The following is an 18,482-nucleotide window of genomic DNA, read 5'->3' as shown; positions in this document are numbered from 1 at the left end:
ACATTTTTGTTAAATAGAAGAAAGCCCCGAGGTTTTAGGCCTCGGCAAATTCGCTCCGTGCATACCCCTGTAGGAACAGCAAAGCCGTGAGGTTCCCGTGGTTTACGCGAACCTCGCACTGTTCCGCGACCGAAGGTTTGGCGTGCAGCGCCACACCGGTTCCAGCCCGCCCCAGCATCCCAAGATCATTCGCACCATCACCCACGGCGATGACATCCGATTCGGACAAACCCAGCCGGTTGGTGATCTGTTCCAGCGCATCGACCTTGGCCTGACGGCCCAGAATAGGCCGCTGCACATCCCCGGTCAGCTTGCCCCCTTCGGCCAACAGAGTATTGGCACGGTTTTCGTCAAACCCCAGTTCGGCCCCCACCTTGGCCGTAAATGCGGTGAACCCGCCCGAAACCAAAGCCGCATAACCGCCATTGGCGCGCATCGTGCCGACCAGCTCTTTGCCGCCGGGCATCAGGGTGATGCGCTCGCTCAGCACCTTTTCAATCACGGCCTCGTCCAATCCCCTGAGCAATCCGACACGCTCGGTCAGGGCGCCCTCGAAATCCAGCTCTCCGTTCATGGCGCGCGCAGTGATGTCCTTGACCCTGTCGCCAACGCCGGCCTCGTCCGCCAATTCGTCAATACATTCCTGTTGGATCATGGTGCTGTCCATGTCAGCCAGCAGCATCTTTTTGCGGCGCCCTTCTGCAGGCTGAATGATCAGATCGGTGTGCATTTTCTGCAGATCGGCCCAGACGTCCCACTGATTGCCCGGCAAATCCGCCAATGGAAACTCGGCCGCTTCGTCGGGGCTGAGCCACCGGGCATCCCCGCCACCCCACGCATTCCGTAACGACTCGATCAGGGTCTGATCCAACGCGTTTCGTTCGGGGTTCGTCAAAAGGGTGGCTACGTACATCTTCGGTCTCCGGCAAGCTCACCTGCGGGATATCGCAGGTGCAGCATATGCGCCAGAGGACAGTTGTGCCCTAGCCTAGAATACCCGGCAGACGCAGACCGTGTTCGCGGGCGCAGTCTTTGGCGGCCTCATATCCAGCATCCGCATGACGCCAGACGCCCGAGGCCGGGTCATTCCACAAAACGCGCTCGAGCCGTTTGGCCGCGTCTTCGGTGCCGTCCGCGCAAATCACCACACCCGCGTGCTGGCTGAACCCCATGCCGACGCCGCCGCCATGATGCAGTGATACCCATGTGGCACCGCTGGCCGTATTGATAAGCGCGTTCAACAAAGGCCAATCGCTGACCGCGTCCGAGCCATCCAGCATCGCCTCGGTTTCCCGGTTCGGACTGGCGACAGAGCCCGAATCCAGATGATCCCGTCCAATCACGATAGGGGCTTTGAGCTCGCCATTGGCGACCATCTCGTTAAAGGCCAACCCTGCGCGGTGACGATCGCCAAGACCAATCCAGCAGATACGGGCCGGCAAGCCCTGAAACGCAATCCGGTCCTGCGCCATGTCCAGCCAGCGGTGCAGATGCTCATACTCGGGGAACAGCTCTTTCATCTTGGCGTCGGTTTTGTAGATGTCCTCGGGGTCGCCAGACAAAGCACACCAGCGGAACGGGCCGATCCCCTTGCAGAACAACGGACGGATATAGGCGGGAACAAAGCCGGGAAAGGCAAAGGCGTTCTCTAGCCCCTCATCCAGCGCGACCTGGCGGATGTTATTGCCGTAATCCAGCGTCGGCACACCGGCGTTCCAGAAATCGACCATCGCCGCCACATGCTGTTTCATCGACGCGCGCGCTGCTTTTTCCACCGTTTTAGGGTCTGATTCCCGCTGGTCACGCCACTCAGCCATGGACCACCCCAGCGGGAGATAGCCGTTGATCGGGTCATGGGCGCTGGTCTGGTCAGTGACGATGTCTGGGCGCATTCCACCCTCGGTCATGCGGCGGTAAATCTCAGGGAACACCTCGGCAGCGTTGCCCAACAACCCAACAGACTTCGCCTCGCCCGCCTTGGTCCAGCGATCGATCATGGCCAGAGCTTCATCCAGCGTTTCGGCCTTTTCATCGAGGTATTTGGTGCGTAGACGGAAATCGATACTGTCCGGGTTGCATTCAACCGCCAGACAGCAAGCCCCGGCGAACACGGCCGCCAAGGGCTGCGCGCCGCCCATGCCACCCAAGCCGCCGGTCAGAATCCATTTGCCGGTCAGATCACCGCCGTAGTGCTGACGTCCAGCTTCGGCAAAAGTCTCATACGTGCCTTGAACGATGCCCTGCGTGCCGATGTAAATCCACGACCCGGCGGTCATCTGGCCGTACATCATCAGGCCTTTCTTATCGAGCTCATTAAAGTGATCCCAAGTCGCCCAGTGCGGCACAAGGTTCGAATTCGCAATTAAAACGCGGGGCGCATCCTTGTGGGTGCGAATGATTGCCACCGGCCTGCCCGATTGAACAATCAGGGTTTCGTCCTGTTCCAGATCCTTCAGACCCGCAACAATCCTGTCGAAATCTTCCCATGTACGCGCGGCGCGCCCAATACCGCCATAAACCACAAGTTCATGGGGGTTTTCCGCTACATCCGGGTGCAGATTGTTCATCAACATGCGAAGTGGTGCCTCGGTCACCCAGCTTTTGGCATTCAATTCGGGCCCTGTGGGTGGAAAGACGTCTCGGGTGTTCTTGCGTGAATCGGTCATGGGGCAAGCTCCAATGCAGTGTCCTGGACGGCATCCAATATGTCGCGCAGCCAGCGGCGCAGACGCGTGGCTTTGGTCGTGTCATAGCGCCACGGCGCGTATTCGGCGGCCAGGTATGTAGATTGCGCCAGCTCCATCTGGATGGCGTGCACATCTGCGTCGGGTCGACCGTAGTGCCGGGTTGTCCACCCACCTTTGAAGCGGCCGTTCAACACCGTGTTGTATGGGGACGATGCCGAAAACTCATGCGCGATCGCTTCAAGCACGGGCGCACAGCTTGTGCCGTTGTGTGTACCAATGTTCAGATCAGGAAGCGTCCCTTGGAACAGAAATGGAATCCGGCTGCGGATCGAGTGGCAATCAAACAAGACAGCCACGCCATGTTTCGCACGAACACGCTCCAGTTCAGCACCAAGCGCCGCATGGTACGGCGCATGGTACATCTCGCGCCGATCCGCGACCTCATCGTCAGTAGGCTGCTGCCCTTCTTTCCATATGGGTCTGCCGTCAAAATCGGTCAGGGGGACAAGGCTGGTGGTGTTCTGACCCGGATACAGCGAAACACCTTCAGGATCCCGATTGGCGTCGATCACATAGCGATTGACATGGGCCTGCACCACCGTCGCTGCTGGGCTCAATTCATCATAGAGCCTGTTTATGTGCCAATCCGTATCCGCCAATGCCCGTCCAACATTATTCAGACGATCCGCGATCGCGTCGGGCACGAATGTACCGCCGTGCGGTTGCCCCAGAACAAGAGGGCCATCACCCTTTTGCACGCTGACCATCTGCATCAAGCCAACTCCGGCATGGGGGTCCCGACAGAAGCCAAAATGTCGCCCTCTGCGACCAATGCCTTGGCCTTTTCCAGGTCGGGCGCGAGGTACCGGTCATCTGACAGCGCTGCGACATCAGCTCTTAACCGGTCGATGACACGCCCCAACGGTGTACTGGTTTTCAAAGGAGCTCGGAATTCTACGCCCTGCGCAGCGCATAAAAGCTCGACACCCAGGATGTAGTTCAGATTTTCGACCATTCGCCCCAGACGCCGAGCCCCATGCGCGGCCATTGAAACGTGATCTTCCTGATTGGCCGAAGTGGGCGTGCTGTCGGTCACGCAAGGGTTCGCGAGATGCTTATTTTCACTCATCAACGCGGCTGTCGTCACCTCGGCAATCATCAGACCAGAGTTCAGGCCCGGTTCCGGGGTCAGAAACGGGGGCAAATCAAAACTGAGCGCAGGGTCGACCATAAGCGCGATCCGCCGTTGCGCGATGGCACCTGTTTCCGAAATCGCCAAAGCAATCATGTCGGCGGCAAACCCGACAGGTTCAGCATGGAAATTTCCGCCTGAGACAATGGCGTCGACGCCGTTCAACACCAGCGGGTTATCCGTTGCTGCGTTTGCCTCGACCTCAAGGGTCGCTGCGGCCTGCCGCATCACGTCCATGGCCGCACCCGTGACCTGTGGCTGACATCGGATGCAATACGGATCCTGCACGCGCGTATCCCCGTCGCGGTGACTTTCCCGTATCGCGGAACCCGTCAGCGCCGCGCGCATCGCGTTCGCGGCCTCGGTCTGGCCCCGATGTCCGCGCAAGGTGTGGATTTCCGGCTGCAGCGGAGCGGTTGATCCCATGATCGCATCCGTGGACAGCGCCGAGATCACCAATGCGCTTTGCGCAGCCCGCCAAGCCTGAAACAAACCGGCCAAGGCATAAGCGGTTGAGAACTGGGTGCCATTGATCAGCGCCAAACCCTCTTTCGGGCCAAGCTCAACAGGCTCTAACCCGCAGGACTGCAGGGCTGCACGCCCCGACAGGACCGAGCCATTTACCTCAGCTTGCCCTTCTCCGATCAAAACAGCAGCCATATGCGCCAATGGGGCCAGATCACCGGACGCACCAACCGAACCTTGCGCTGGGACCACGGGCGTGACACCGCGATCCAGCATGTCCTGCAACAAAGCGATCAGTTCCCAACGAATACCGGACGCACCACGCCCGAAAGACAAAAGCTTTAACACCATCATCAGACGAACCACCCGTCGCGGCGTCGCGGGGCCCACACCGCAGCAATGGCTCAGGATCAGGTTTCGTTGCAAAAGAGCCGTATCTTTGGGCGCGATCTTGTGGCTGGCCAGTTTCCCAAAGCCTGTATTGACGCCGTAGACGGCAGCGTCTCCGGCAGCGGCGGTTTGGATCCGTTCGGCGGCCGCCTCGACAAGATGTTTGCAAATCGGGTCGAGCGTCGCCGATCGCTGCCGCCAATAGATTTCAGCCAATTCGGCGATGGAAACCTGCCCGGGTACAAGGCGCATCATTCCGCCCCCTCAAAGTACCGCGCGTGCAATGGGTTGTATCCCATGCGGTACGACAGCTCGGCCGGGTGCGCGACATCCCAAACCGCAAGATCCGCGCGCATACCCACTGCGATTTGGCCGGTATCCTGCAAACCAAGCGCTTGCGCTGCATGCCGTGTCACCCCGGCCAATGCCTCTTGGGGGGTTAGGCGAAACAAGGTGCAGGCCATATTCATGGTCAACAGCAGCGACGTCAGCGGCGACGAGCCCGGGTTGCAATCCGTCGCCAACGCCATCGCAACAGCATTTTTGCGCAGCAGCGCAACAGGCGGCACCTGTGTTTCGCGCAGGGTATAAAAGGCACCGGGCAACAGAACCGCGACCGTACCCGCCGCGGCCATCGCTTCTACGCCGTCCTGATCAAGGTATTCTATGTGATCTGCAGATAACGCACCGTATCCCGCTGCCAGTTTGGCACCACCCAAATTCGATAGCTGTTCTGCGTGCAGCTTGATGGGCAACCCGAGATTTTGGGCTTCGTCGAAAACAAGGGCGATCTGTTGTGGTGAAAAGGCAATGCCTTCGCAAAACCCGTCTACTGCGTCCACCAAACCTTCTGCAAAGGCCGCCCGCAAAGCGGGAATACAGACCTCTTTCAAATAGGCATCAGGGTCCGAGGCATAGTCAGGCGGTACGGCGTGTGCGCCCAAGAAGCTGGTCCTGACCCGTACCGGTCGGGCTTCGCCAACCTTTCGGGCGACGCGCAGCATCTTTAGCTCGGTCTCGATATCCAGCCCGTATCCCGATTTGATTTCCAGGCAACTAACGCCCTCTGCCAACAACGCGTCGGCGCGGGTTAGGGCGTCAGACAGCAACGCGGCCTCAGTCGCTGCGCGCGTTGCTTGAACGGTGGACAAAATCCCACCCCCGGCCCGCGCGATGTCCTCGTAAGATGCCCCGTTCAGGCGCATTTCGAATTCGGCTGCTCTGTTGCCTCCGAAAACCAGATGCGTATGCGCATCAATCAAAGCCGGCGTGATCAGCCGGTCGCCGAAATCACGTATCGGCCAGTCGGAAAACGCCTCCGGCAAGTCACGCCGCGGCCCCACCCAGGCTATCTTTCCATCTTCAATAGCGACAGCGCCGTCCCGGCATATCCCGTACGGCATCGGGCCATCTGTCATCGTAGCCACGCATGCGCTGAAGAGGACTGAATTTGCCGTCATGCCGATTCTTCTGGTTCAGGATATGGATTATTTTTTCGTATACTTATAAAAATTTAAAGTCTACACAAAATAAATGACAATGATGCTCCACGCGAAAACAGCTTTGTTAGGCTCTGACTGGGTTCAGAATCTGAGGGTCGAAATTCGAAACGACAGAATTTCCCAGTTGGAAACCGACGCGCCTGCCAAAGGCGAAGAAATACGAGTGGACGTTCTTCTTCCGGCACTGGGGAATTTGCACAGCCACAGCTTTCAGCGCGCAATGGCCGGGATGACCGAGACCCGCATGGCCGGGCGTGAAAGTTTCTGGACTTGGCGCAGCCTGATGTACCGGTTTCTGGACAGGCTTACGCCGGACCAGATCCAAGCCATTGCCGCGCTGGTATTCATGGAGATGCAAGAGGCCGGTTACGCCGCGGTGGGCGAGTTTCATTACGTCCACCACCAGCCCGGCGGCCTTCACTACGACAACAAGATCGAATTGAGTCAGCGCATATTCGCCGCTGCCGCAGAAACAGGCATTGGTCTGACACATCTGCCGGTCCTCTACACCTATGGCGGGGTCGGGCAAGAGGCGCTGACGGGCGGACAACTTCGCTTTGGGAACAGCCTGGATGCGTATCTGCAATTGGTCTCGGATTGTCGCGCCGCTCTGCCCCATCCTGACAGCAGAATTGGTGTTGCACCGCATTCGCTCAGGGCGACATCGCCGGACGACCTTGTCTCGTTGCTTGAGGCGACGCCAAGTGGCCCGGTCCATATCCACATCGCCGAACAACTACGCGAGGTCGCCGATGTTCAGGCCGCTATGGGCCGCAGGCCCGTCGAGTGGTTGCTTGATAAAGTCGAAGTGAACGATCGCTGGAGCCTGATCCACGCAACACACATGACCGACGCGGAAACCCGTGCATTGGCCAAGTCTGGTGCAGTGGCCGGGTTATGCCCCATTACCGAAGCCAATCTTGGCGATGGTATCTTCAACGGCTCAGTTTTTCTCAATGAAGGTGGTCGATTTGGCGTTGGATCAGACTCTAATATTAGGATTTCTCTGCCAGAGGAGCTTCGCCTGCTGGAATATTCTCAACGTCTGAGAGACCGTGAAAGGGCTGTACTGGTCAGTGGCGAAGGGTCTGTCGGACACTCGCTTTACACCGGCGCGGCTCAAGGGGCGGCAAAGGCCTTGGGGCGTGATGCGGGGACGATCGCACTAGGTAAACTGGCTGACCTGGTTGCGATTGACCGGGCTCATCCCGCGTTGTGCGGCCTTGCAGACGAACAACTGTTGGACGGTCTGTGTTTCGCAGCCCCTGACGGGCTCGTGACAGATCTTTGGTCCGCAGGTCGGCACATGGTTCGCAGTGGACGGCACGTCGCGCACGACCAGATCGTATCGAACTATCGCCACGCGATTGCCGATTTGCTGAACGACGTCTAAAACCCGTAGTCAAGACGAGGTTCCATGCCACAGACCACCGAAAATACCAGCTACAAAGACATCAAGAAAACCGTTCTTTCGCGTATTCGTACCGGGCATTGGGGGCCAGAGTCGCTGTTACCCAATGAACAGGACCTCGCGGCCGAGTTTTCGTGCACCCGAACAACCGTAAATCGCGCCCTACGTGAACTTGCCGAGGAAGGGTATCTGGAGCGGCGGCGTAAAGCAGGTACCCGGGTCCTTAGCGCACCGCAGCGTCAGGCCCGATTTACGATTCCCATGGTCCGGGATGAAGTCGAAGCGTCTGGTGGAACCTATCGCTATGCGTTGGTGTCTTCCGGGCTTGAGGATGCTCCGGACTGGCTGAGCGCGCGGCTTGCATTGGCGGCGGGGCGGCAGGTCATGCATGTGCGTTGCATGCATTTTTCAGGCAATACACCGTTTCAATACGAAGACCGCTGGATCGTTGTCGACAGCGTTCCACAGGTCGTAAACGCGGATTTCTCGACGATCGGGCCAAATGAATGGCTAATACAGACTGTACCTTTTACCAATGTCGAGCTGACCTTTCTGGCCAGCCGCGCTGATCGCACCATTGCAGGATTTCTGGACGTGTCTGAGGGCGAGCCCGTCTTCACCGGCGAACGCATCACCTGGCTAGAGGGTCAGCCCGTCACCTTTGCAAAGATGTTCTTTGCAGCCGGTTACCGCATGACCACGCAGTTTTGATCTCATCAAGAATAGGCTTTACCGCCCCATCAATCCAAGCCAAGTTTCCGGACAACTGATCGGGCAAAAGGAACAGATGCCATGGGCAACCCGCTTTATGATCGCTTATTTGGCATTCACGCGGGCAAGGACACTCCATTCCTGCATCTTTCAGACGGACAAACCTTAAGCTATGCCGCGTTTCTGGATATGGCGGCGCAGCTGTCCAACGCGCTGGTGGGGTTCGAGCTGGAACCGGGTGACCGGGTCGCCGTGCAGGTTGAAAAATCCCCCGAAGCACTGGCGCTGTATGCTGCATGCGCTCAGGCTGGCCTGATCTTCCTGCCTCTCAACACCGCGTACACGGTCAGCGAGCTGAGCTATTTTGTTGAAAACAGCGGGGCCTCTCTGGTCGTGTGCGACGCCGCAAACGAAAACGGGTTGGCACCGATTGCAGAGGCACAAAATGCCCGGCTTGAAACCCTAAACGCTGATGGATCCGGTAGTCTGATGCGGCGGGCATTGGGCATGCTACCGGCGTTTGAGCCTGTCCGACGGGACGAAGACGATCTTGCCGCATTTTTGTATACGTCCGGAACAACAGGGCGATCAAAGGGTGCCATGCTCACTCAGGCCAATCTATTGTCGAACGCGGAAACGCTGGTGCGGGAATGGCAGTTCACTCAGGATGACGTGCTTTTGCATGCCCTTCCGATCTTTCACACGCATGGTCTGTTTGTCGCAACAAACGTTGCGTTGGCCTCGGGCGGGTCGATGATCTTTCTGCCTAAATTTGATCTGAACGATATCTTGCGCCTCATGCCTCAGGCGACGTCGATGATGGGCGTTCCAACGTTTTACACCCGCCTGCTGGGGGATGAGCGCTTTACCGAGGACATGGCGTCTCACATGAGACTTTTCATCTCGGGATCAGCCCCACTGCTGGCAGAGACACATGAGCGGTTTGAAGCGCGTACCGGTCACCGCATTCTTGAACGCTATGGCATGACCGAAACCAACATGAACACCTCGAACCCTTATGACGGAGAACGTCGCCCGGGTACGGTTGGGTTCCCCTTGCCGGATGTCGAATTGAAAGTGACCGATCCCGAAACCGGCGCAGATCTGGCACAAGGCGAGATCGGCATGATCGAAGTGCGCGGCCCGAACGTGTTCGAAGGCTATTGGCAGATGCCTGAAAAGACCGCAGCCGAACTGCGCGCGGACGGGTTCTTTATCACCGGAGATCTGGGGCGCGTGGACAAGGACGGCTATGTCCATATCGTCGGGCGCGGCAAGGACCTGATTATCTCAGGTGGCTACAATATCTACCCAAAGGAAATCGAGGTGATGTTGGATGACCAAAGCGGCGTTCTGGAAAGCGCCGTAATTGGCGTGCCGCATCCCGATTTCGGCGAAACGGTTCTGGGTCTTCTGGTGGCCCAGCCGGGGCAAACGCCTGATCTGGAAGCCATAATGCAAACCGTGCAAAACGACCTGGCGCGGTTCAAACATCCCAGAGAACTGATTTTACTGGATGAACTGCCCCGCAACACAATGGGCAAGGTTCAGAAAAACGTTTTACGCGAACGCTATAAGAACCAGTTTACCTAGCTGCGCAGTGGAACCCGGCCACGCTGGGTCAGGGACCAGCAGTTGCGCCCTTCGAAAACAGCGGCCGTCAGAGGACGCCCATAACCTGCCCCCGTATCCAGATTGACTCGGTTTCCGCAGTGTTCGGCTTGATCAACCGGCGTGTGCCCGTGAACGACCAGCCACGGGTACGGGCGTTTTTCTGCGAGAAACTCGTGCCTGATCCATACCAGATCGTCTTCGGCCTGATGCTCGATCGGAATACCGGGCCTGACACCCGCGTGCACGAACAGCAACTCACCTTCGCGATGATATGTCGGCAGCGCGTTTACAAAATCCAAGTGCCGTGGCGGGATAGCGCCGCAAGCGCGTTCATGTACCTGATAGATACGGTCCGCATCCGTCACATCAACTCCGTAAGAGGCCAGAGTTTCGCGCCCTCCCAGGCGCGGATGCAACCAACTGAGCGTGATTGGCAGATGTTTGTCGGCAACTTCACCTTCCTGCACGAACCGCGTCATCATTCGGTCGTGGTTTCCAAGGACCATGACCCAATTCCGCCCGTCCTGTCGGCCTTGGATCAGCAGGTCCAAAACACCCCGACTATCGGGACCACGGTCCACATAGTCGCCCAGGAACACGACGCGCGCATCCGGACCTCCGTCCTCCTCGATCCGCGCTAATGCGTCTTGGAGCATGCCGAGCTGCCCGTGAATGTCACCGATTGCGTAAATGGGGGTCGTCACATCAATGCTTTCTGCGTGGGTCATTGGCCTTTTGGCCCATGAGAATGACCAATGAAAGACAATGCCCGCACTTTTTCAGTGCGGGCATCAAAATCGTCACCGTTCTAAAGTGACTTAGGCCACGTCAAATTCCAGCGGCTTGATCTGGGTGAACAAACCCGTCTCGGCCAGCTTGGCGCGTGCCTCGGCCGGAACCGGCTCGTCAACGTAAAGCAACGCGATCGCCTCGCCACCGGCCTCGGACCGGCCAAGGGTAAAGTTCGCGATGTTCACATCGTTCTCGCCCATCGTCTGACCCAGCGCACCGATGATGCCCGGTACATCTTCGTTGGTGGTATAGAGCATATGCGCGCCCACCTCGGCATCGATTGTGATGCCTTTGATCTGGATAAAGCGCGGCTTGCCGTCGCTGAACACGGTGCCCGCGATTGACCGCTCACGCTTGGTGGTGACAACTGTGACTTTGATATAGCCGTCAAAGACGCCGGTCTTGTCCTGATTGGTGGTCGATATCTGGATGCCGCGCTCTTTCGCGACAACCGGGGCCGAGACCATGTTCACCTCGGGGTTGAACTTTTTCATGATCCCCGCAACGACCGAACAATTCAGCGCCGCCAGATTCATCTCGGCCGCGACACCATCATAAAGGATGTTGATCGCCTTGATCGGCTCATCCGTCATCTGGCCAATAAAGCTGCCCAGATGGCTGGCCAATTTGATCCAGGGGCCCATGATCTTGGCTTCTTCGGCAGTCACGCTGGGCATGTTCAGCGCGTTTTCCACGGCACCGGTCAGCAGATAGTTCGAGATCTGCTCGGCCACCTGCAGCGCCACGTTTTCCTGCGCCTCAGTCGTGGCCGCGCCAAGGTGAGGGGTACAGACCACGTTGGGCAGGTTGAACAGGGCGTTTTCCTTGGCTGGTTCCTCGCTGAACACGTCAAAGGCCGCACCGGCAACGTGACCCGATTGCAGCATCTCGGCCAGCGCCTCTTCATCGACCAGACCACCACGGGCACAGTTGACGATGCGCACACCGGGTTTGGTCTTGGCCAGATTCTCGCGGCTCAGGATGTTCCGCGTCTGATCGGTCAGCGGCACATGCAGTGTGATGAAATCGGCGCGGGCCAGCAACTGGTCCAGCTCGACCTTTTCGACACCCATCTTGTCGGCTTTCTCTTCGCTCAGATAAGGGTCATACGCGACAACCTTCATCTTCAGCCCCAGCGCGCGTTCGCAAACGATGCCGCCGATATTGCCCGCACCGATCACACCAAGCGTCTTGTTGGTCAGCTCAATCCCCATGAACTTGGACTTTTCCCACTTGCCCGCATGGGTCGAGGTGCTGGCCTCGGGGATTTGCCGCGCCACGGCGAACATCATCGCGATGGCGTGTTCGGCAGTTGTGATCATGTTGCCAAAGGGCGTGTTCATCACGATCACACCTTTTTTCGAAGCCGCTTCCTTGTCGACATTGTCAGTGCCAATCCCGGCGCGCCCGATGACTTTCAGGTTGCCCGCTTTTTCCAGCAGGGTCGGCGTGACCTTGGTGGCCGACCGGATGGCGAGGCCATCGTACTGGCCGATCACCTCGGCCAGTTTGTCTTTGTCCTTGCCCAGATCGGGCATGAAATCCACGTCAATGCCGCGATCCCGGAAGATTTGCACGGCGGTTTCGCTGAGCTTGTCAGATACGAGTACTTTGGGGGCCATATCTCTGGTCCTTGAACTATAGGGAGATGTCCGGGCCACAAGCGGGCCCAGATTTTTCGTCGAAAAATCTTGTCAGGCGGCTGCCGTTTGCGCAGCGATCTCGGCCTCGAAGGCCCAGGCCAACCACGGCAGCATCGCTTCGATGTCCGAGGTCTCAACCGTGCCGCCACACCAGATGCGCAGACCCGCGGGGGCGTCGCGATAGGCACCAATGTCCAGCGCGATATTCTCAGCCTCCAGCCGTTTGGCCACGGCTTTGGCGAATGTCGCACCGTCCTGAATGCGTGGATCGGTGAACTTCAGACAGACCGAAGTGTTCGACCGCGTCGCCGCATCGTCGGCCAGATTTGCGATCCAGTCGTTCTGATCGCAGAAGGCGTGCACTGCCCCGGCATTGGCATCGGCACGGGCGATCAAGCCCTGCAACCCGCCGACCGAGCGTGCCCAGTCCAGTGCGAACAAGTAATCCTCGACCGCCAGCATCGAAGGCGTGTTGATCGTGGCCCCGGTAAAGATACCGTCAATCAGTTTGCCGCCCTTGGTCAGGCGGAAGATCTTGGGCAGCGGCCATGCGGGGGTATAGCTTTCCAGTCTCTCAACCGCACGGGGGCTTAGGATCAGCATCCCGTGTGCGGCCTCACCACCCAGCACTTTCTGCCAGCTGAACGTGGTCACATCCAGCCTGTCCCACGGCAGGTCCATCGCAAAGGCCGCCGAGGTCGCATCGCAGATCGTCAGACCCTGACGGTCATCCGCGATCCAGTCGCCATTGGGAACCCGAACACCCGAGGTCGTGCCGTTCCATGTGAATACAACGTCATTGGCGAAATCGACCGAGGCGAGATCGACGATCTGACCGTACTCGGCGGTCTTGACCTCGGCATCGATCTTCAGCTGCTTGACCACATCGGTCACCCAGCCGGCACCAAAGCTTTCCCAAGCCAGCATCTCGACCTTACGTTCGCCCAAAAGCGACCACATCGCCATCTCAACTGCGCCGGTATCCGAAGCCGGAACAATGCCGATCTTGTAGTCCGCCGGAATGCCCAGAACCTCACGCGTGCCTTCGATGGCCGCTTTCAGCTTGTCCTTGCCGACAGCGGCACGGTGCGACCGGCCCAGCGCGGCATCGGCCAATTTGGTCAAATCAAATGTGGGGGGTTTGGCGCAGGGGCCAGAGGAAAAACGCGGATTCGCCGGCCGCGTTGCCGGTTGTTGAATACTCATCTGTATTACCCTTCCAGATACACGCCCCTCGTTGGGGAGGGGTGTCCCGCCGCAACACCTAGAAACCCATCCCCTGCCCAGCAAGTGAAAAAGGCGTGTTAATTTAGAAAAACGACTGGGGTTCGTGCCGCTTTTCCGCACATGAGTTTCCGATAGGCGGAAGAAATCCGCCGCGTCAGCCGGACTTCCGGCAGGATTGACTGTTTTTTAGGCAGGCTTGCTGCAAGGCAGAAAGAATCCCCATCAATCTCTTGTCGTGGATCACCTGACTGGTGAAAAGGTGCCATGCCTGACACCTTGACCATCGTCGTTGTTGAAGAAGATCGCGAACGCGCAATTGCCATTGTCGACGCGCTGAAGGCATCCGGTGCCTACGATGTTCACGTCATCGGTAACGTTTCCAGCCTAGCGCGCAAGATTGCAGCGCTGGTGCCGGACGTGGTGCTGATCGACATTAACAATCCCACCCGCGATATGCTTGAAGAGCTTACATTGGCTTCGGGGCCATTGGAACGTCCGGTTGCAATGTTTGTATCAGGGGCCGCGGGGGATTTGGCCTCGACTGCAATCGAAGCCGGGCTTTCAGCCTATGTGGTTGACGGGATGCAGCCCGATCGCCTGAAACCTGTTCTGGATGCGGCCATTGCGCGGTTCCAGATCGTTCGCCAAATGCGCCGCGAGCTGGCTGAAACCAAGCGGGCCTTGGAAGAACGCAAGGTCATCGACCGTGCCAAAGGGTTGTTGATGAAAGCGCGCGGGGTCGAAGAAGAAGAGGCTTATGCCCTGTTGCGCAAAGCTGCGATGGACCAAGGCCGCCGCGTCGCGGATGTGGCCGAAGCGCTGGTGACCGCCTCGGGGTTGTTGTCATGAACGCCGTGAAGTTACCCGTTGCCTATGTCCCTTTGGTGGATGCCGCACCCTTGATCGTTGCGCATGAGATGGGCCTTGCACGTGCGGAAGGCATCGAACTGGACCTGATCGCCGCACCATCCTGGTCATCGGTTCGCGATATGCTGGCCTTTGGACGTGTGGATGCGGCGCATCTGCTGTCGCCTGTGCCTGTTGCCATGGCTTTGGGCCTGGGTGGCGTAACCCAACCCTTGTCCGCCGTTTCGGTCCTGTCGGTGAATGGCGATGTAATCGGTGTCAGCCGCGCGCTTGAGATGCGATTGCGCGACAAAGGATATGATTTCGATTTCGATGATCCATACAAGGCGGCGGCGGCTTTGGCCTCAGTCACTGAGCGCCCTTTGGTTTTCGGCGTTCCGTTCCCCTTTTCCATGCATGTCGAGCTATTGCATTGCTGGATCGAAGCCACCGCACTGTCTCAGATCGGGATTGAGGTGCGTACGATTCCACCGCCCCTGATGGCGCAGGCGTTAGCTGACGGAGATGTAGATGCGTTCTGCGTTGGAGAGCCGTGGGGATCCGTTGCGGTCGAATCGCAGGCCGGCGCGCTTTTGTTACCGGGTCAGGCGATCTGGGCCTTTGCGCCGGAAAAAGTTCTGGCGGTGCGGACAGAATGGGCGGATACGGAACCGCATCTTTTAGGAAAGTTGATGCGCGCTGTATGGCGCGCGGGGCGCTGGCTCAGCAAACCTGGCAGCCAAACGGCAGCTGCCGAAATTCTGGCGCGCGATGCTTATCTGAATCTGCCCTCGGAATTGATCGACCGCGCCCTGTCGGGCAGATTTGTCATCTCTGGCCAAGCCGAGCAGCGCGAAGTGCCCGGCTTTTTGGAATTTCATGACGGCGCTGCCAGCTTTCCGTGGCGCAGTCAGGCCAAATGGATCGCCCAGCGCCTGGCCCAACGGTTTGATCTGGATCCGCACTTAGCACTGGCGCAGGCGGGTTCTGTGTTCCGCAGCGATATCTATCGCGACCAAATGGACGGCATTGGGGCCGATTTGCCCGGAGCCTCGGAAAAACTTGAGGGTGCGATTCGCGAAACCACGCCGGTGGCATCGCATAACGGGCAGCTGTCACTGAAGCGCGACGCGTTTCTGGATGGACGCATTTTTGATCCTCAGGATATCTGACGCCCAAAAATTAGGCGTCAGCCAGCAGCGCGCAGCGCAAACGCAGAAAAATCACGCTGCATCGCAGCAATAACCTTGATTTGGGCCTCATCTTTCCGCACGCTGATCTCATCGGTACGCAAAGGCGTGTACCTTTAGAATTCCTCCCAAAGTTTGGGAATGACTGAGCAAAGCCGCTCACTCTCTGACCACTCCTCCCGGTCAGAGCGTGCAGCGGCTTTTTGTTTTTCACCCCTCCCGGATCGCCGGGACCAAGAAAGGGACAGACCCACATGAAGAAATTCCTTGCAGGCCTTGTCGCCACCACAGCGCTGATCAGCCCGGCCCTGGCTGAGACACTGGAGCTGGAAAAAGACGAGCTGACCTTTGGCTTTATCAAACTGACCGACATGGCCCCGCTGGCTGTGGCCTATGAGAACGGCTATTTCCTGGATGAGGGTCTGTTTGTGACGCTGGAAGCACAGGCAAACTGGAAAGTGCTGCTGGACGGTGTGATCGACGGGCAGCTGGACGGTGCGCATATGCTGGCCGGGCAACCGTTGGCCGCGACGATCGGTTATGGCACCGAGGCGCATATCATCACCCCCTTCTCGATGGACCTGAACGGCAACGGTATCACCGTTTCGAACGAAGTCTGGGAAGAGATGAAGCCCAACATCCCGAAAATGGATGACGGCCGCCCGCAGCACCCGATTTCGGCCGAGGCGCTGGCCCCGGTGGTCGAAAAGTACAAATCCGAAGGCAAGCCCTTCAACATGGGCATGGTCTTCCCCGTTTCTACGCACAACTACGAATTGCGTTACTGGCTGGCCGCTGGTGGCCTGCACCCCGGCTACTACAGCCCCGAGAACGTGACCGGTCAGATCGGCGCGGATGTGTTCCTGTCAGTCACACCTCCGCCGCAGATGCCGGCCACTTTGGAAGCCGGCACCATCTACGGCTACTGCGTGGGTGAACCTTGGAACCAACAAGCTGTGTTCAAAGGTATCGGTGTTCCAGTCATCACCGATTACGAACTGTGGAAGAACAACCCCGAAAAGGTCTTTGGCATCAATGCCGAGTTCGCCGAGCAGTACCCCAACACCACCCGCGCCGTAACCAAAGCCCTGATCCGCGCCGCGATGTGGCTGGATGAAAACGACAACGCCAACCGCCCTGCTGCGGTCGAGATGCTGAGCCAGCCGGAATATGTGGGTGCCGACTACGACGTGATCGCGAACTCGATGACGGGCACGTTCGAATATGAAAAGGGTGACAAGCGTGAAGTGCCCGATTTCAACGTATTCTTTCGCTATAACGCGACCTACCCGTTCTATTCGGACGCCATCTGGTACCTGACCCAGATGCGCCGCTGGGGCCAGATCGCCGAGCCGCAGACCGATGCGTGGTATGATGAGGTCGCCAAGTCCGTCTATCGCCCTGACATCTATTTGGACGCCGCAAAAATGCTGGTGGACGAAGGTCTGGCAAACGAGGCTGATTTCCCTTGGGACAGCGATGGCTACAAGGCCCCGACACCTGCCGAAGATATCATCGACGGCATCCCTTACGACGCCCGTCAGCCTAATGCCTATTTGCAAAGCCTGCCGATTGGCCTGAAAGGCGAGCAGGTCGTCGTTGGAACCGAAGTCCAGGGTTAACTCCCCTGCCTCCCGACCCTGCGCGGTCGGGGGGCTTTTCCCATCTCACACAGAAATTCACCCCCGCCCGGCACTGATCGACCGGGCCAGGAGACCGCAAGATGACAGCCATCGACCACGATACGCTATCCGCTGATGCTGAACGCGAGGCCCGCAAGGCTCGCCTGTTCACCCGGATCAACGCCGCCGACAAATGGTTTCAGGTTTTGGGCCTGGCCTGGATCACACCCATTCTGAAAGCCGGCGCAGGCGACAACCCGCGCGCGCAGATGGGTGAGATTTGGCGCCTGTTGGTCGTACCGTTGCTGGCCATCTGTGCCTTTTTGGTTCTCTGGGGCACGTTGGCACCCAAAGTGCAAACCTCTCTGGGCGCTGTCCCCGGTCCGGCGCAGGTCTGGTCCGAGGCCATTAGCCTGCATCAAGACGCACAGGCCAAGGCCGCCAAGAAGGCCAAGTTCGAGGCCATGGTCGAAAAGCGCAATCAAAAGTTCATCGACGCAGGCCAACCCGAAAAGGTCAAAGAGGTCGCCTATACCGGCGCGCCGAGTTACTACAACCAGATCTGGACCTCGATCAAAACCGTGTTCTTCGGGTTCCTGATCGCCACTATTGTCGCTGTGCCGCTCGGCATCGCTGCGGGCCTGTCGCCCACCGCAAATGCCGCGCTGAACCCGCTGATCCAGATTTTCAAACCGGTCTCGCCGCTGGCATGGCTGCCTATTGTGACCATGATCGTCTCGGCCGTGTACGTCACCAATGACGGCTGGTTCGCGAAATCCTTCCTGATCTCAGCCATCACCGTGACGCTGTGTTCGCTGTGGCCTACGCTGATCAACACTTCGCTGGGTGTCGCGTCGATCGACAAAGACTTGGTAAACGTCTCAAAAGTTCTGAAAATGAACACCTACACCAAGATCACCAAGCTGGTGCTGCCCTCGGCCCTGCCGCTGATCTTCACCGGCCTGCGTCTGTCGCTTGGCGTTGGCTGGATGGTCCTGATCGCGGCTGAGATGCTGGCGCAGAACCCCGGTCTGGGCAAGTTCGTATGGGATGAGTTCCAGAACGGTTCCTCCAGCTCGCTCGCCAAGATCATGGTGGCTGTATTTACCATCGGCATCATCGGCTTCCTGTTGGATCGCGTGATGTATGCGCTGCAGTCGCTGTTTACCTTCTCGAACAACCGGTGACCC

At 58.4% G+C, this 18,482-nt stretch carries 15 protein-coding genes; 7 read left to right on the top strand and 8 right to left on the bottom strand.

What is annotated here, in order from left to right:
• Positions 1-34 precede the first annotated feature (34 nt).
• The 5 genes from serB to hutI all read right to left on the bottom strand — a co-directional run bounded on the left by serB (position 35) and on the right by hutI (position 6,194).
• Positions 35-913 (bottom strand): phosphoserine phosphatase SerB, encoded by an 879-nt coding sequence (serB, locus tag ACR0BD_RS13100; RefSeq protein ID WP_480831052.1) that lies wholly within the window; start codon positions 911-913, stop codon positions 35-37.
• Positions 914-983: 70 nt separating this feature from the next.
• Positions 984-2,666: a urocanate hydratase gene (gene hutU / locus ACR0BD_RS13095; protein ID WP_480831050.1), complete on the bottom strand. Its 1,683-nt coding sequence runs from the start codon at positions 2,664-2,666 to the stop codon at positions 984-986.
• Entirely contained in the window at positions 2,663-3,460 is a 798-nt protein-coding gene (gene hutG, locus ACR0BD_RS13090) for an N-formylglutamate deformylase (protein WP_480831048.1), read from the bottom strand. The genes hutU and hutG overlap by 4 nt, the downstream gene beginning before the upstream one ends.
• Positions 3,460-4,989, bottom strand: coding sequence for a histidine ammonia-lyase (hutH, locus tag ACR0BD_RS13085; protein ID WP_480831047.1), 1,530 nt, complete (start codon positions 4,987-4,989; stop codon positions 3,460-3,462). Before hutH ends, hutG begins: the two co-directional genes overlap by 1 nt.
• Positions 4,986-6,194, bottom strand: coding sequence for an imidazolonepropionase (gene hutI / locus ACR0BD_RS13080; protein WP_480831045.1), 1,209 nt, complete (start codon positions 6,192-6,194; stop codon positions 4,986-4,988). The genes hutH and hutI overlap by 4 nt, the downstream gene beginning before the upstream one ends.
• 79 nt (positions 6,195-6,273) lie before the next feature.
• On the opposite strand from hutI, the gene ACR0BD_RS13075 reads away from it, so the two are divergent.
• The 3 genes from ACR0BD_RS13075 to ACR0BD_RS13065 all read left to right on the top strand — a co-directional run bounded on the left by ACR0BD_RS13075 (position 6,274) and on the right by ACR0BD_RS13065 (position 9,951).
• Entirely contained in the window at positions 6,274-7,629 is a 1,356-nt protein-coding gene (locus tag ACR0BD_RS13075; RefSeq protein WP_480831290.1) for a formimidoylglutamate deiminase, read from the top strand.
• Positions 7,630-7,653: 24 nt separating this feature from the next.
• Positions 7,654-8,358, top strand: coding sequence for a GntR family transcriptional regulator (locus tag ACR0BD_RS13070; RefSeq protein ID WP_480831043.1), 705 nt, complete (start codon positions 7,654-7,656; stop codon positions 8,356-8,358).
• 81 nt (positions 8,359-8,439) lie between these two features.
• Positions 8,440-9,951 carry a malonate--CoA ligase gene (locus ACR0BD_RS13065; protein WP_480831042.1) on the top strand — a complete coding sequence of 504 codons (1,512 nt, stop codon included), beginning with the start codon at positions 8,440-8,442 and terminating at the stop codon, positions 9,949-9,951.
• On the opposite strand, the gene ACR0BD_RS13060 is transcribed toward ACR0BD_RS13065, so the two are convergent.
• From ACR0BD_RS13060 to ACR0BD_RS13050, 3 genes are all read right to left on the bottom strand, one after another.
• The gene (locus ACR0BD_RS13060; protein WP_480831040.1) at positions 9,948-10,700 is read right to left on the bottom strand and encodes a metallophosphoesterase family protein; all 753 of its coding nucleotides are present in this window, start codon (positions 10,698-10,700) and stop codon (positions 9,948-9,950) included. The two genes, ACR0BD_RS13065 and ACR0BD_RS13060, sit on opposite strands and share 4 nt — an antisense overlap.
• Before the next feature lie 90 nt (positions 10,701-10,790).
• Complete coding sequence (gene serA, locus ACR0BD_RS13055; RefSeq protein ID WP_480831039.1) at positions 10,791-12,386, bottom strand: phosphoglycerate dehydrogenase; 1,596 nt, start codon at positions 12,384-12,386, stop codon at positions 10,791-10,793.
• A 72-nt stretch (positions 12,387-12,458) separates the two neighbouring features.
• Complete coding sequence (locus ACR0BD_RS13050) at positions 12,459-13,613, bottom strand: phosphoserine transaminase (RefSeq protein WP_480831037.1); 1,155 nt, start codon at positions 13,611-13,613, stop codon at positions 12,459-12,461.
• Between the two features lie 285 nt (positions 13,614-13,898).
• On the opposite strand from ACR0BD_RS13050, the gene ACR0BD_RS13045 reads away from it, so the two are divergent.
• The 4 genes from ACR0BD_RS13045 (at position 13,899) to ACR0BD_RS13030 (ending at position 18,479) form a co-directional block, all read left to right on the top strand.
• Entirely contained in the window at positions 13,899-14,483 is a 585-nt protein-coding gene (locus ACR0BD_RS13045) for an ANTAR domain-containing response regulator (protein ID WP_480698081.1), read from the top strand.
• A complete protein-coding gene (locus tag ACR0BD_RS13040; RefSeq protein ID WP_480698083.1) occupies positions 14,480-15,652 on the top strand; it encodes a CmpA/NrtA family ABC transporter substrate-binding protein in 1,173 nt (390 codons plus the stop codon). The genes ACR0BD_RS13045 and ACR0BD_RS13040 overlap by 4 nt, the downstream gene beginning before the upstream one ends.
• A gap of 272 nt (positions 15,653-15,924) precedes the next feature.
• Positions 15,925-17,292, top strand: a complete 1,368-nt coding sequence (locus ACR0BD_RS13035; protein ID WP_480698085.1) for a CmpA/NrtA family ABC transporter substrate-binding protein — start codon at positions 15,925-15,927, stop codon at positions 17,290-17,292.
• A 101-nt stretch (positions 17,293-17,393) separates the two neighbouring features.
• Entirely contained in the window at positions 17,394-18,479 is a 1,086-nt protein-coding gene (locus ACR0BD_RS13030; protein WP_480698087.1) for an ABC transporter permease, read from the top strand.
• Positions 18,480-18,482 lie beyond the last annotated feature (3 nt).

The organism is Ruegeria sp. G5 (genome assembly GCF_056533365.1).
This window is presented reverse-complemented; position numbering and strand designations above follow the sequence as displayed.

What these genes read in the sequence shown, in the direction of transcription:
- serB (WP_480831052.1), bottom strand. Translation starts at nt 913, where the DNA reads ATGTACGTAGCCACCCTTTTGACGAACCCCGAACGAAACGCGTTGGAT.
- hutU (WP_480831050.1), bottom strand. Translation starts at nt 2,666, where the DNA reads ATGACCGATTCACGCAAGAACACCCGAGACGTCTTTCCACCCACAGGG.
- hutG (WP_480831048.1), bottom strand. Translation starts at nt 3,460, where the DNA reads ATGCAGATGGTCAGCGTGCAAAAGGGTGATGGCCCTCTTGTTCTGGGG.
- hutH (WP_480831047.1), bottom strand. Translation starts at nt 4,989, where the DNA reads ATGATGCGCCTTGTACCCGGGCAGGTTTCCATCGCCGAATTGGCTGAA.
- hutI (WP_480831045.1), bottom strand. Translation starts at nt 6,194, where the DNA reads ATGACGGCAAATTCAGTCCTCTTCAGCGCATGCGTGGCTACGATGACA.
- ACR0BD_RS13075 (WP_480831290.1), top strand. Translation starts at nt 6,274, where the DNA reads ATGATGCTCCACGCGAAAACAGCTTTGTTAGGCTCTGACTGGGTTCAG.
- ACR0BD_RS13070 (WP_480831043.1), top strand. Translation starts at nt 7,654, where the DNA reads ATGCCACAGACCACCGAAAATACCAGCTACAAAGACATCAAGAAAACC.
- ACR0BD_RS13065 (WP_480831042.1), top strand. Translation starts at nt 8,440, where the DNA reads ATGGGCAACCCGCTTTATGATCGCTTATTTGGCATTCACGCGGGCAAG.
- ACR0BD_RS13060 (WP_480831040.1), bottom strand. Translation starts at nt 10,700, where the DNA reads ATGACCCACGCAGAAAGCATTGATGTGACGACCCCCATTTACGCAATC.
- serA (WP_480831039.1), bottom strand. Translation starts at nt 12,386, where the DNA reads ATGGCCCCCAAAGTACTCGTATCTGACAAGCTCAGCGAAACCGCCGTG.
- ACR0BD_RS13050 (WP_480831037.1), bottom strand. Translation starts at nt 13,613, where the DNA reads ATGAGTATTCAACAACCGGCAACGCGGCCGGCGAATCCGCGTTTTTCC.
- ACR0BD_RS13045 (WP_480698081.1), top strand. Translation starts at nt 13,899, where the DNA reads ATGCCTGACACCTTGACCATCGTCGTTGTTGAAGAAGATCGCGAACGC.
- ACR0BD_RS13040 (WP_480698083.1), top strand. Translation starts at nt 14,480, where the DNA reads ATGAACGCCGTGAAGTTACCCGTTGCCTATGTCCCTTTGGTGGATGCC.
- ACR0BD_RS13035 (WP_480698085.1), top strand. Translation starts at nt 15,925, where the DNA reads ATGAAGAAATTCCTTGCAGGCCTTGTCGCCACCACAGCGCTGATCAGC.
- ACR0BD_RS13030 (WP_480698087.1), top strand. Translation starts at nt 17,394, where the DNA reads ATGACAGCCATCGACCACGATACGCTATCCGCTGATGCTGAACGCGAG.